At 66.9% G+C, this 12,333-nt stretch carries 9 protein-coding genes; 5 read left to right on the top strand and 4 right to left on the bottom strand.

Translation table 11 applies throughout. The annotated features are described in order from the left end of the window. Positions 1-86: 86 nt before the first annotated feature. Positions 87-1,583: an amidase gene (locus AC1Q7H_RS35825; RefSeq protein ID WP_492382293.1), complete on the top strand. Its 1,497-nt coding sequence runs from the start codon at positions 87-89 to the stop codon at positions 1,581-1,583. Positions 1,584-1,625: 42 nt separating this feature from the next. Then, positions 1,626-2,930, top strand: coding sequence for an MFS transporter (locus AC1Q7H_RS35820; protein WP_013953471.1), 1,305 nt, complete (start codon positions 1,626-1,628; stop codon positions 2,928-2,930). A 32-nt stretch (positions 2,931-2,962) separates the two neighbouring features. Here AC1Q7H_RS35820 and AC1Q7H_RS35815 read toward each other — a convergent pair whose 3' ends face one another. The 4 genes from AC1Q7H_RS35815 to AC1Q7H_RS35800 all read right to left on the bottom strand — a co-directional run bounded on the left by AC1Q7H_RS35815 (position 2,963) and on the right by AC1Q7H_RS35800 (position 8,305). Further along, a complete protein-coding gene (locus AC1Q7H_RS35815) occupies positions 2,963-3,733 on the bottom strand; it encodes a sulfite exporter TauE/SafE family protein (RefSeq protein ID WP_011617520.1) in 771 nt (256 codons plus the stop codon). Further along, complete coding sequence (gene pta / locus AC1Q7H_RS35810; RefSeq protein WP_013953469.1) at positions 3,730-4,764, bottom strand: phosphate acetyltransferase; 1,035 nt, start codon at positions 4,762-4,764, stop codon at positions 3,730-3,732. Before pta ends, AC1Q7H_RS35815 begins: the two co-directional genes overlap by 4 nt. Positions 4,765-4,977: 213 nt before the next feature. Next, complete coding sequence (gene xsc / locus AC1Q7H_RS35805) at positions 4,978-6,744, bottom strand: sulfoacetaldehyde acetyltransferase (protein ID WP_492382298.1); 1,767 nt, start codon at positions 6,742-6,744, stop codon at positions 4,978-4,980. Positions 6,745-7,222: 478 nt separating this feature from the next. After that, a complete protein-coding gene (locus tag AC1Q7H_RS35800; protein WP_492382292.1) occupies positions 7,223-8,305 on the bottom strand; it encodes a 4-hydroxyphenylpyruvate dioxygenase family protein in 1,083 nt (360 codons plus the stop codon). A 264-nt stretch (positions 8,306-8,569) separates the two neighbouring features. Here AC1Q7H_RS35800 and AC1Q7H_RS35795 point away from each other — a divergent pair, with 264 nt between their 5' ends. From AC1Q7H_RS35795 to AC1Q7H_RS35785, 3 genes are all read left to right on the top strand, one after another. Next, positions 8,570-9,403: a shikimate dehydrogenase family protein gene (locus AC1Q7H_RS35795; protein WP_492382297.1), complete on the top strand. Its 834-nt coding sequence runs from the start codon at positions 8,570-8,572 to the stop codon at positions 9,401-9,403. A 95-nt stretch (positions 9,404-9,498) separates the two neighbouring features. Continuing rightward, positions 9,499-10,827 carry an MFS transporter gene (locus AC1Q7H_RS35790; RefSeq protein WP_492382291.1) on the top strand — a complete coding sequence of 443 codons (1,329 nt, stop codon included), beginning with the start codon at positions 9,499-9,501 and terminating at the stop codon, positions 10,825-10,827. 71 nt (positions 10,828-10,898) lie between these two features. Then, complete coding sequence (locus AC1Q7H_RS35785; protein ID WP_153956274.1) at positions 10,899-11,963, top strand: porin; 1,065 nt, start codon at positions 10,899-10,901, stop codon at positions 11,961-11,963. The last annotated feature ends 370 nt before the right edge of the window (positions 11,964-12,333 follow it).

Raw genomic sequence — 12,333 nt, 5'->3', positions numbered from 1 at the left:
ACCAACGCATTCGCAGTACTTCCCGAAGCCTGTTCTATACGCCCCCACCGCGCCGCTGCCGGCTCGGATAATGACAAGGAGTCGATGTGAACCTGTCCGACCGGGCTCCCGGCCGTTTTCCGCCGTTGTGGGAGGTGGCACAGCGGCTCGCCGCCGGCGAAGTCTCCGCGGTAGAACTGGTGGATGGCTGCGAAGCCGCGTGGCACGACTGGCACGGCATCATCAATGCGCTGGTGCTGTCAGATTTCGATGCCGCCCGCTCCGCCGCGCTGGAAAGCGACCGGCGGCGCCGGGCAGGGCAAGCGCGCGGCGTGCTCGATGGCGTGCCGTTCTCGGTCAAGGAGTCGTTCGACGTCGCCGGCTGGCCGACCACTTGCGGCAATCCGGCCATGCAGGGCCATGCAGCCAAGCGCGACGCCGCAGTAGTGCAGCGCCTGCGCAATGCCGGCGCCGTCCTGCTCGGCAAGACCAACGTTCCGCTCGGCCTGCGTGACTGGCAAAGCTACAACGCCATCTACGGCACCGCCCGCAATCCGCACGATCCGTCGCGCACGCCGGGCGGCTCGTCCGGCGGCAGCGCGGCGGCGGTGTGCGCCGGCCTGTCATATTTCGATGTGGGCTCCGATATCGGCTCCTCGCTGCGCAATCCGGCCCACTACTGCGGCATCTTCTCGCTCAAGCCCAGCCATGGCCTGGTGCCGCTGGCAGGCCACGGGGTGGGGCCGGCGCGCTTCGGCGAACAGGACATCAATGTCGCCGGCCCCTTGGCCCGCAGCGCGCGCGACCTGGAACCGGTGTTGCGCGCCATTGCCGGCCCGCACGGCGACGAGGCGCTGCCCTACCGCCTTGATCTGCCAGAGTGTCCGCACCGACGGCTGGCCGACTTCCGCGTCGCGGTGTTGCCCACCCATGCGCAGGCTGAAGCCGACGGCGAGGTCGCCGCGCGAATCGAAAAACTGGGCTGCTGGCTGGCCGGGCAGGGCGCGCACGTGGACTGGCATGTGCGGCCGGATTTCGATGCGGCCGAACTGTGGCACGTCTACGTGACGCTACTGCGCGCGACCACCGCGGTGCACATGGACGATGCGGCCTATACCGATGCGTTGAACCGCACCGCCACAGCCGCCGCAGACGACCATTCCTACGCCACCCTCCAGTACACCGGCGCGACCCTGAGCCATCGCGACTGGCTGCGCCTGCAGGTGGCCCGCGAACGCTTTGCCACCGCGTGGCAGCGGTTCTTCTCTACCTATGACGTGCTGCTGTGCCCGGCCGCAGCCACCACGGCCTTCGCGCTGGACGAGGCCGGCGAGCCCTGGCAGCGCAGCCTCACCGTTAACGGCCGCGCGCAGCCGATGACCACGCAATTGTTCTGGGCCGGCCATTCCGGGCTGTGCGGGCTGCCTTCGGCGGTGGCGCCGATCGGGCCGGGCACCAGTGGCCTGCCGGTCGGCGTGCAGATCGTCGCCGGCCGCTACCGGGATCTCACCGCGCTGCGCTTTGCCAGCCTGCTGGAAGACGCGGGCTACGCGTTCCGGCCGCCGCCGCGGCCGTCTGTCTTGCCGGCGGACCACAACAACTAAGCCACAACACCACACACACTACACACACCACAGGGAGGGATCATGTTCGACTGGTTCCGTGATTTGTCGCGCATGGAGCGCAAGGGCTTCTATGGCGCGTTCCTTGGGCATGCGGTCGATGTCTTCGACTTCATGATCTATTCGTTTCTTATCTCCACGCTGCTCGGGCAATGGGGCATGAGCAAGTCGACAGCGGGCGCCATCGTCACCTGGACGCTGGTGTCGTCGCTGGTGGGCGCGATCGGCGCCGGCATCCTGGCAGACCGCTACGGGCGCGTGCGGGTGCTGCGCTGGACCATCGTGGTGTTCGCGGGGGCCTGCTTCCTGTGCGGGCTGGCGCAGTCGCCGGAGCAGCTGATGCTGTTCCGCATGATCCAGGGCCTGGGGTTTGGCGGGGAGTCGTCGCTGTGCATGGTGCTGGTGACGGAGATGATCCGCAACCCGGCCCATCGCGGCAAATACTCGGGCTTTACCGCCAGCAGCTATTCCTTCGGCTGGGGCGCGGCCGCCATCGTGTACGCGATCGCCTTCAGCGTGCTGCCGGCGGAGACGGCGTGGCGGGTCTGCTTCTTCCTCGGCATCCTGCCGGCGCTGGTGGTGATCTACCTGCGCCGCAACCTGGAAGAGCCGGAAATCTTCCTGAAGAGCCGGGCGGCCGGCCGGCAGGGGGCGGCGCTGGCAGGCCTGGGCCGGCTGTTCCGTGGGCCCCTGCTGTCCAAGACCTTGCTGTGCAGCCTGCTGTCGGGCGGGATGCTGGGCGCGTACTACGCCATCGCTACGTGGTTGCCGACCTTCCTCAAGACCGAGCGCGGCCTGTCGGTGTTCGGCACCAGTTCTTACCTGGCGGTCACCATCATCGGCTCACTGATCGGCTACGTGGCGGGTGCCTACGCCACCGACCGCTGGGGCCGGCGGCTGACCTACATCGCCTTCGCGGTCGGGGCGTTCGTGGCCGCGCTGGTCTATATGGTGATCCCGGTGTCGAATACGTCGATGCTGTTCCTTGGCTTCCCGCTCGGCATACTGATGCAGGGCGTGTTCGCGGGCATCGGCGCGACCATCTCCGAGTCTTATCCCAACGATATCCGGGCAACGGGGTATGGCGTTTCGTATAACGCCGGCCGGGTGATCGGCTCGCTGTTTCCGCTGTCGGTTGGGTGGCTGAGTACGGGGCACACCTCGCTGCCGAGCGCGATCGCCATCGTGGCGGGAGTCGGCTACGCGATGGTAGTGGTCGCCGCGGTGCTGCTGCCCGAGACTACCGGTATGGACCTGGGGCAGGCGGGCGGCGGCGGGGAGAAGGAAGAGACCGCGCCGCTGGCGCAGCCCGCAGGCTCAATCGCCTGAGGCCGGTCCCGGCTCTAAGGGCGCGCGCGCCCTTAGAGCACCCACGCCGAAATCGCCGGCAGCATCAGGCTGGCCCCGATCCCGATCAACACCCCGAACGCCACCCTGCGCGTCGTGGCCGGCGAGAACGGCGGCGGAAAACGCCGCCCCAGCAACGTGGCGATCACCACCACCGGCACGGCAATGGCGGCCTGCACGCACACGGCGGCATCGAGCTGCCCCTGCCAGGCCGAGAACAGCGTGCGCACGGTGGAGGTCACGGTAAAGACCAGAATCAGCGCGCAACGGATTTCAACCGGCTTCATCGGCTGCCGGTAGAACTGGAAAATCAGCGGCGGGCCGGAGACGCCGAACATGCCGCTCAGCAGTCCGCCGAATACCCCGCTGACAAAGAAGGTGCCGTCGCCGGAGCGTTGCGCCAGCGGCGCGGGCTTGAGCGCGGCGCTGAGGCCGCCATACAGGATCACGGCGCCCAGCAGCAGCTGCAGCAGGGTGGCTGCGCTGGAACTCAGGTACTCCAGCACCAGCACGCCGACCACTACCGACGGCAGGATGCCGATGGCCGCCGCGGCGACGGCGCGCCAGTCGATATGCTGCAGCTTGCCTGGCAGCGCGCAGGCGCTGTTGGCCAGCGTGACCAGGCTCACCACCGCGGCCACGGTGGCCACGGGCGCCAGCCCAAGTCCGCTGGTGACGCCCATCACGATCATGCCAAGGCCAAAGCCGGTCACCGTCTGGAAATAGGTGCCTGCGCCGAGCAGGGCCTGCAGGCCCAGCAGCGGCAACAACAGTTCTGCCTTCATGCCGCCGCCTGCTCGCCCTTGCCGGCCTGTTCCGCGGTGGCTTGCGCCTGGACCACGGTGACGGCGATGACATGGAACACATCGTCCGCGCTGCAGCCGCGCGAGAGGTCGTTGGCGGGCTTGTTCAGCCCCTGCAGCATCGGCCCGATGGCCTTGGCGCCACCGACCCGCTCGGCCAGCTTGTAGCCGATATTGCCGGCTTCCAGGCTGGGGAACACCAGCACGTTGGCGTGGCCGTTCACCTGCGAATGCGCGACCTTGCGCGCGGCGATCTCGGCGACGATGGCGGCATCGAGCTGCACGTCGCCATCGATGGCCAGGCCCGGGCGTTGCGCGCGCACGCGCTCGGTGGCGGACACCACCTTGTCCACCGCCGCATGGCTGGCGCTGCCGCTGGTCGAGAACGACAGCATGGCCACGCGTGGCTCTTCCATCAGCAACGTGCGTGCGCTGTCGGCCGCAGCCATGGCGATATCGGCAAGCGCATCGGCATCCGGATCCACCACCAGCCCGCAGTCGGAGAAGATCAGCCCGCCCTTGAGCGTGTGGAAAGGCTCGCACAGCATCATCAGGAAGAAGCTCGACACCAGCCGGAAGCCGGGTGCGAGCCCGATCAGCTGGATCGCGTTGCGCACTACGTCGGCGGTGGTGTGGTCGGCGCCCGCCACCGAGCCGTCGGCGTGGCCGAGGCGCACCATCAGGTTGGCGAAGCACAGCGGATCGAGCACGGCGCGCTTGGCTTCATCGAGCGTCATGCCTTTCTTCTGGCGCAGCGCAAAGAGCTGCTGCGCGAACGAGGGCGCGAGCGCCGAGGTGGCCGGGTCGACCAGCGTCATGCCGTCCAGCCCGATGCCGTGGATGGCCGCGGCGGCGTTGATCTGGCGCGTGTTGCCGACCAGCACGATGCGCGCGATGCCTTCCTGCGTGGCGCGCTGCGCGGCCTGCAGGATGCGCGGGTCTTCGGCCTCGCACAGCACGATGCGGCGAGGCGCGGCGCGGGCGCGGTCGATGATGCGGAGGATGGCTTTCATGATGGTTGGCTTCAGAAACGGAAAAAAGGGCCGGAGCCCTTGTCATGCTTGCGGTGTGCTCCCCTCTCCCGCGTGCGGGAGAGGGGCAGGGGGGGGCGGCGGCATGCCACCAGGCGGAACTTCGTGGAGATCCCCGCCCTCACCCCAACCCTCTCCCGCAAGCGGGAGAGGGAGCAAACCGATCGCAAGCGGGGCGCCTGTACAGGCTCAGACTCAGACGTAGTCCTTGTACTTGTCCAGGTAACGCACCGGCTTGGCCAGCGCATCGCGGCGGAACGGGTCGCCCAGCTCACGCGTGCACATGATCTCGATGATCGTGGTCTTGCCATGATTCATCTGCAGGTCGATGGCACGCTTGAGTGCCGGGCCGACATCTTCCAGCCGATCCACCACGATGCCTTCGGCACCCATCGCCTTGGCGATTTCGGCAAAGCTCTGGTTGTCCAGCTCGCCCGCGACGAAGCGGCGGTTGTAGAAGTCCACCTGGTTCTTCTTCTCCGCGCCCCACTGGCGGTTGTGGAACACCACCGCGGTCACCGCGATGTTGTGGCGCACGCAGGTCATGGTTTCCATCAGGCTCATGCCCCAGGCGCCGTCACCGGCGTACGACACGGCCGGGCGGTGCGGTGCCGCGACCTTGGCGCCGATGATGGTCGGGAAGGCATAGCCGCAGTTGCCCCAGCTCATCGCCGCGAAGAAGCTGCGCGGCTTCTCGAAGCGCAGGTAGCTGTTGGCCACCGAGTTGATGTTGCCGATGTCGGTGGACACCATCACGTCTTCCGGCATGGCCTTTTCCAGCTCGCGCAGCACCTGCCGCGGATGCAGGTACTGGCCGCCGCCGGGCGTGCGCTCCTGCTTCTGCTCTTCGATCATGTCCAGGCTATACGGGTCGCGCTCATGGGTCCAGTTGTCCAGCTCCTGCTCCCACGCGGCTTTCTCGCTGGCGATGTCGGTGGCGCGGGCGTCGCGGGTCGCGTCGCAGGCCAGCGTGCGGCCGGCCAGGCGCTGGCTCAGCGCGACCGCGGCGGCCTTGGCGTCGCCGCAGATGCCCACCGAGATCTTCTTCACCAGGCCCAGCATCTTGTGGTCGGCGTCGATCTGGATGATCTTGGCGTTCTTCGGCCAGTAGTCCATGCCGTGCTGCGGCAGCGTGCCGAACGGTCCCAGGCGCGAGCCCAGCGCGATCACCACGTCGGCGCGCGAGATCAGCTTCATGGCAGCCTTCGAGCCCTGGTAGCCCAGCGGGCCGCACCACAGCGGATGGCTGGCGGGGAACGAGTCGTTGTGCAGGTAGCTGTTGACCACCGGCGCGCCCAGGCGCTCGGCCAGGGCCTTGCACTCTTCGATCGCATCGGCCATCACCACGCCGCCGCCCGAGATGATCACCGGGAACTTGGCGTTGGCCAGCAACTCGGCCGCTTCGTTCAGGCTCTGCTCGCCGCCGGGGCCGCGGTCGAGGCGGCGCGGCTGCGGGATCTCGACGTTGACCTTGCCGTAGAAGTGGTCACGCGGGATGTTCAGCTGGGTCGGGCCCATTTCCGCGGTGGCGCGGTCGAAGCAGCGGGCGGTGAACTCGGCCATGCGTGCCGGGTTGGTGACATGACCCTGGTACTTGGTGAACTCCTGGAACATCGGCAGCTGGTTGGCTTCCTGGAAGCCGCCCAGGCCGATGCCCATGGTGCCGGCCTCGGGCGTGACGATCACCACCGGGCTGTGGGCCCAGTAGGCAGCGGCGATCGAGGTCACGCAGTTGGAGATGCCGGGGCCGTTCTGGCCGATCACCACTCCGTGGCGGCCCGACACGCGGGCGTAGCCGTCGGCCATGTGGCCGGCGCCTTGTTCGTGCACCACCGGGATCAGGCGGATGCCCGCCGGCGCGAAGATGTCCATCGCATCCATGAAGGCCGAGCCCATGATGCCGAACATGTCGGTCACGCCATTGGCGGCCAGCGTTTCAACGAAGGCTTCCGACGGGGTCATGGTCTGCGGGCCGGCCGGGACCTGGCTCTCCTTCGCGGCGGCCGAGCCACCGGAAACGGCGGGATTCGAGGTGGTATCGAGGTCGCGCATGGCGTTGTCTCCTGATGAGGGTCTTATAAAGTGGAACAGGACGTTCCGGAAAATTGCTTGTTGGGGGAAATGTAGGCGGAAGACTCCGATTGGTCAATAGGAAGTTTTTATTTATGGAATGAAACGCATGAAAAAATGAGACAAGAATGCGATTGAAGTATCGCAAGCGCCATTTATCGGGCGTTGATACGCGCTGCGAGGACGGGGAAATCGGGATGCGCCCCGGCCGGGCAGGCAAGCAGGACGCCGGTGAGAGATCACCGGCGCTGGCGAATAAGGCGGGAAGTGTGACGAGCTCGCCGCCTCAGGGACGCGGCGAGGAAGTGCGAGCTGGCGCGCTTAGCAGGGCGCGGTCTGACTGGGCTGCATGCTGGTGAAGGGGGCCGTGTCAGCGTACCGACAGCGCTTCCAGCACTGGCAGGTTGCCCTCGCCGAAGCCCTGATGTCCGTCGCGCTGGACGATCTCGAAGAAGAACTCGCCCGCCTCGCGCCTCACGAATGCCTGCAGGAAGCGCTCCTGCGTGCGATCGGCACGGATGGCGCCGTCGGCCAGGATGCCGTAGCGCTGCAGGGCGGCCAGGTCCAGGCCATGGCCGGGCAGGCGCGTGTCGACGGAATCGTAGTAGGCTGCCGGCGGCTGCACAAACTGCACGCCGTTGCCCGCCAGCGCAGCAGTGCTGGCGAGTATGTCGGCGCTGGCCAGCGCAATATGCTGGATGCCCTCGCCGTGCTGGTCCGACAGGTAGTGGCGCATCTGGTCATGGCGCGTCGTTCCCTTCTCGTACAGCGGAATGCGAATGCGCCCGCACGGCGACACCAGCGCATGCGCCGCGCTGGCTGGCTGGAGCTCGCGGAAGCCCAGCACCTTGCGGTAGAAGTCCAGCCATTCCTCGAGATGGCCTTGCTCGACGGCCTGGGTCAGGTGGTCGACGCGCAGCAGCCCCGCGTCCGGCGCATTGTCGGGCTGCGGCAACGGGCGAAAATCGACGTCGTAGATCGAGATATCGCCCACGTCACCTGGCCGGCCTTCCTTGCCGCGCCAGCGGTCGATGAAGTAGAGGATCGACTGGCCGATGCCCTGGATGGCGGGGATATTGAGCTCCATCGGCCCCACGGTGCCGCCCTCGAAGGGCCATGCGCCAGCTTCCAGCGCGCGGGTAAAGGCGGCCGCGGCATCGTTCACGCGGATGCCGATGGCGCAGATCGACAGGCCGTACTCGCTGGCATAGCGCGTCGCGAACGAATCCGGCTCGGCATCGACGATGAAATTCATCTCGCCCTGCCGGTACAGCTTCACGGCCTTGTGGCGGTGACGGGCGATGGCGGCGAAGCCGAAACGTTCAAGGGTGCGACCCAGCGCGGCCGGGTCGGGCGAGGCAAATTCGATGAACTCGTAGCCCTGGATCCCGAGCGGGTTGTCCCACGTCTGGAAATCGTCGGCGCGCGGGGAAGAGACGTCTGCGGCGCTCATTGTCGTTGCTCCTGTTGGGTGGCGATGGGGGGCGGTGCCGGGCCATTGCGGCGACGATCGGATCATAGCAACGCGCCCCCGCCGGGCCGCGCCTGGACGGCGCATCGCAGCACCTCGTAGAAACCCGAACTGCGCGCCTTGATCGCGCATATGCGTTCACTGATCGCGCAATATGGCGTAAAGGACGCTTGGCTGGCGGGCAGCCGGCCACTAATCTCCGGTCATCGAAACGCACCCGGGCCGGCCGCCAGGCTCACCAACACCATGATCAATGGCAAGACCACGCTCATCCCGCACCTTGGCTATCCCACGGAGTCGTTCAAGGCGCCGATGATCTACAACCCCTGGTTCGCTCAGCAGGGCATCGACGCGGTGGTGGTGCCGATGGGCGTCAAGCCCGACAACTATGCCGAAGTGTTCCGCTCCCTGTTCCGGCTGACCAATATCCGCGGCGCGCTCGTGACCATGCCGCACAAGGTCGCCACGCTGGAACTGGTGGACGAGCTCACGCCGGCCGCCCGCATCGCCGGTGCGTGCAACGCCGTGCTGCGGCGCGACGACGGCACGCTGGTCGGCGACCAGTTCGATGGCGCCGGCTTTGTGCGCGGCATCGTGCGCAAGGGCTGCCGGCCGGAAGGCGCGCGCGCCATCGTCTCCGGCAGCGGCGGCGTGGGCAGCGCGATCGCCGCCTCGCTGGCGCAAGCCGGCGTGGCGGAACTGGCGCTGTTCGATGCCCGCGAAGGCGCCGTGCGTGCGCTGGCCCGCCGCCTGGCCGAGCATTACCCGGCGTTGCGCGTGAGCACCGGATCGGACGATCCGCAAGGCTTCGACGTGGTGGTCAACGCGACCCCGCTCGGCATGCACGCAGGCGACCCGCTGCCGTTCGACGTCGCGCGCATCGCCCCCGGCGCGATGGTCGGCGAGGTGGTGATGAAGCACGAATACACCCCCTTCCTCGAAGCCGCACTGGCCCGCGGCTGCAAGGTCCAGGTGGGCACCGACATGCTGTTCGAGATGATTCCGGCCTACCTGGAGTTCTTTGGTTACGGCACGGCCACACCTGAAGCGCTGCGCGCGGTTGCGCAGATCCGGTATTGAGGGCAGGGCGCGTGCCCTGGCCGACAGCCGAGCGGATGCCATCCCATAAAGGCACGCCGGCAAGCATTTCCAATCTAACGGTGGAGACAGACAAGATGACCACGACTCACAAGGAGCTGCCGGCTGCTGCGGCACCCGGCAACTCGCTCGGCGACAAGATCCGCGCCGCCTTTGCCTTCGGCAAGGTGCGCTGGGGCATGCTGGCGCTGGTGTTCTTTGCAACCACGCTGAACTACATCGACCGCGCTGCCCTTGGCGTGCTGCAGCCGGTGCTGGCCAAGGCCATGTCCTGGACCGCGCAGGACTACGCCAATATCAACTTCTGGTTCCAGGTGGGCTACGCCATCGGCTTTGCGCTGCAGGGGCGGTTCATCGACATGGTCGGTGTCAAGCGCGCGTTTGCGCTGGCGGTGCTGTTGTGGAGCATCGCGTGTGGTGCCCATGCCTTTGCGGCGTCCGCGGTCGGCTTCATGATCTGCCGCTTCTTCCTTGGCTTGTCGGAGGCGGCCAACTATCCCGCCTGCGTCAAGACCACGCGTATCTGGTTCCCGGCGAGCGAGCGCGCCATTGCCACCGGCATCTTCAATGCCGGCACCAATGTCGGCGCCATGCTTACGCCGATCATGCTGCCGCTGATCCTGCAGGCCTGGGGCTGGCAGGCGGCCTTTATCGTCATCGCCTCGCTGGGTGCGATCTGGCTGACGTTCTGGTATGCCCGCTACCACAACCCGGAACAGCACCCGACCGTCAGCGCCACCGAACTGGCCCACATCACGCAAGACGTCGAACCGCCTCCGCACCGCATCCGCTATTCGCAAATCCTGCGCATGCGCGGCACCTGGGCCTTTGCCCTGGCCTACGCCATCACCGCGCCGGTGTTCTGGTTCTACCTGTACTGGCTGCCGCCGTTCCTGAACCAGCAGTACCAGCTCGGCATCAGCGTCACGCAGATGGGCCTGCCGCTGATTGTGATCTACCTGGCGGCCGACGTGGGCAGCGTGGGCGGCGGTGCGCTGTCGTCGTGGCTGATCAGCCGCGGCATGCCGGCAGTGCGTGCGCGCCTGCTGTCGATGCTGATCTTCGCCGCATGCATCACCTCGGTGGTGATGGCCGCCGGCGCCAGCAGCCTGTGGATGGCCGTGGCCGCGATCTCGGTCGCGATCGGCGCGCACCAGGCGTGGACGGCGAACATCTGGAGCATGGTGATGGACTACACGCCCAAGCATGTGGTGAGCTCGGTGTTCGGCTTCGGCGGGATGATCGGCGCCATCGGCGGCATGTTCATGACGCAGCTGGTCGGCTACGTACTGACATCGACGCACAACAACTATGCGGTGCTGTTCACGATGATCCCCTGCGCCTACTTCATCGCGCTTACCTGGCTGTTCTTCCTCGCCCCGCGCAAGGTGCCGGAAGTTGCCTGACGCCTTTCGATGTTGCCTGACCCGGCGGGGCGTTCGCCCCGCCGCCAATAAAACACAGAGACAAAGCTCCAATGCAAAAACGAATGATTGCGCTGCTCGCGTTGGGCGCGGGCAGCCTGCCAGCGCTCGCCCAGACTTCCGGTGGCGTCACGCTCTATGGGCTGCTGGATACGACTATCCGCTACAGCACCCATGAAGACGCGGCCGGCCACGGCCGCACGCAGATGACCGATGGCGTGCTCACCGGCAGCCGCTGGGGTCTGCGCGGCACCGAGGATATCGGCGGCGGCAACAAGGCCTGGTTCATCCTGGAGTCGGGCTTCGCGCCCGACACCGGCACCAGCCAGCAGGGCGGGCGGCTGTTCGGGCGCACCGCGGTGATCGGGCTCGACGGCGGCTACGGCAAGCTGGCGATCGGCCGGCAGTACACGCTGGCCCATGAGGTGCTGTCGTCCTACGAGGCCATGGCCTTCGCCAACAACTCCATCGTCGGGTATCAGGGCGGCAACTACACCGGGCTGCGCTATGACAACACCGTCAAGTACATCAAGAGCTTCAACGGCCTGCAGGTGGCGGCGGCCTACACCTTCGGCGAGGTGCCGGGCAGCATCAAGAGCGGCTCGGCTGCGGCCGGGTCGCTGGTCTACAGCTCAGGGCCGCTGGAGATCGGCGCGGTCTACCAGCAGACGCAGAACGTGACCTCGGCCTTCTTTGGCGCGGTGCCGGCGGCGCTGGCCAGCAAGCAGACGGTGTGGGGTCTGGGCGGTACGTGGAAAGCGGCGCGGGCGCAGTATTACCTCGGCTACACCAATAACCGGCTCGATGTGGCCGACTATCGCAACAATGTTGGGTATGTCGGGACGCGGTTCAATATCACCGACGCGCTCGCGTTCATCGGCACGCTGCAGTACGACTGGCTGCGCCATGCGGGGCAGGGGGGCAAGCGGCTGACCACGGCGGGCATGCTGGACTACAACTTCAGCAAGCGCACCGATGTGTATGTGGAGGTGGACTACACCCACCTGCAGGGGCAGTGGATTGCGTTGAACAGCTCGCCGACGTTTGCTAACAGTGGGAATACTTATGGCAATTCGTCGCGCATCGGGGTGATGGCGGGGGTGCGGCATAAGTTCTGAGTGCGCCGGGAGACCGGCAAGGAGTAGGTGGTGAAAGTCCACTACGATGAAGGAATAGCGAACCACATCGGCCCCGAGCCGTGCGCAGGCTACCGTGAGGTGGTCGGCGAAGCGTCGGTAGGGGAGCGTGTGGGCCAGCCATTGAGCCGCGATAGTTGTGTTGTTCCGGGTGCCGACGCGGTTCAGAACGCGGAAGGCAACATGAAGGGGCGCGTGAACGCGAGTGCCTCGACGACCCGGCGTGGTCAAAGACCCTGGCACGCACGGACGCTCCTTGCGCGGGAACCGGGAGATCTCGCGTCTGGCCAGTCGCAGCATGGGCTGGTCCGCATCGGGAAGGCGAGGAGCCGTAGCCGATGATGAACGGACG

This window comes from Cupriavidus sp. GW823-FHT06D04, assembly GCF_058795055.1.
This window is presented reverse-complemented; position numbering and strand designations above follow the sequence as displayed.

Bases quoted from the DNA above. Each gene is read 5' to 3' on its own strand.
- AC1Q7H_RS35820 (WP_013953471.1), top strand. From the start codon at position 1,626: ATGTTCGACTGGTTCCGTGATTTGTCGCGCATGGAGCGCAAGGGCTTC.
- AC1Q7H_RS35790 (WP_492382291.1), top strand. From the start codon at position 9,499: ATGACCACGACTCACAAGGAGCTGCCGGCTGCTGCGGCACCCGGCAAC.
- xsc (WP_492382298.1), bottom strand. From the start codon at position 6,744: ATGACCCCGTCGGAAGCCTTCGTTGAAACGCTGGCCGCCAATGGCGTG.
- AC1Q7H_RS35815 (WP_011617520.1), bottom strand. From the start codon at position 3,733: ATGAAGGCAGAACTGTTGTTGCCGCTGCTGGGCCTGCAGGCCCTGCTC.
- pta (WP_013953469.1), bottom strand. From the start codon at position 4,764: ATGAAAGCCATCCTCCGCATCATCGACCGCGCCCGCGCCGCGCCTCGC.
- AC1Q7H_RS35785 (WP_153956274.1), top strand. From the start codon at position 10,899: ATGCAAAAACGAATGATTGCGCTGCTCGCGTTGGGCGCGGGCAGCCTG.
- AC1Q7H_RS35795 (WP_492382297.1), top strand. From the start codon at position 8,570: ATGATCAATGGCAAGACCACGCTCATCCCGCACCTTGGCTATCCCACG.
- AC1Q7H_RS35800 (WP_492382292.1), bottom strand. From the start codon at position 8,305: ATGAGCGCCGCAGACGTCTCTTCCCCGCGCGCCGACGATTTCCAGACG.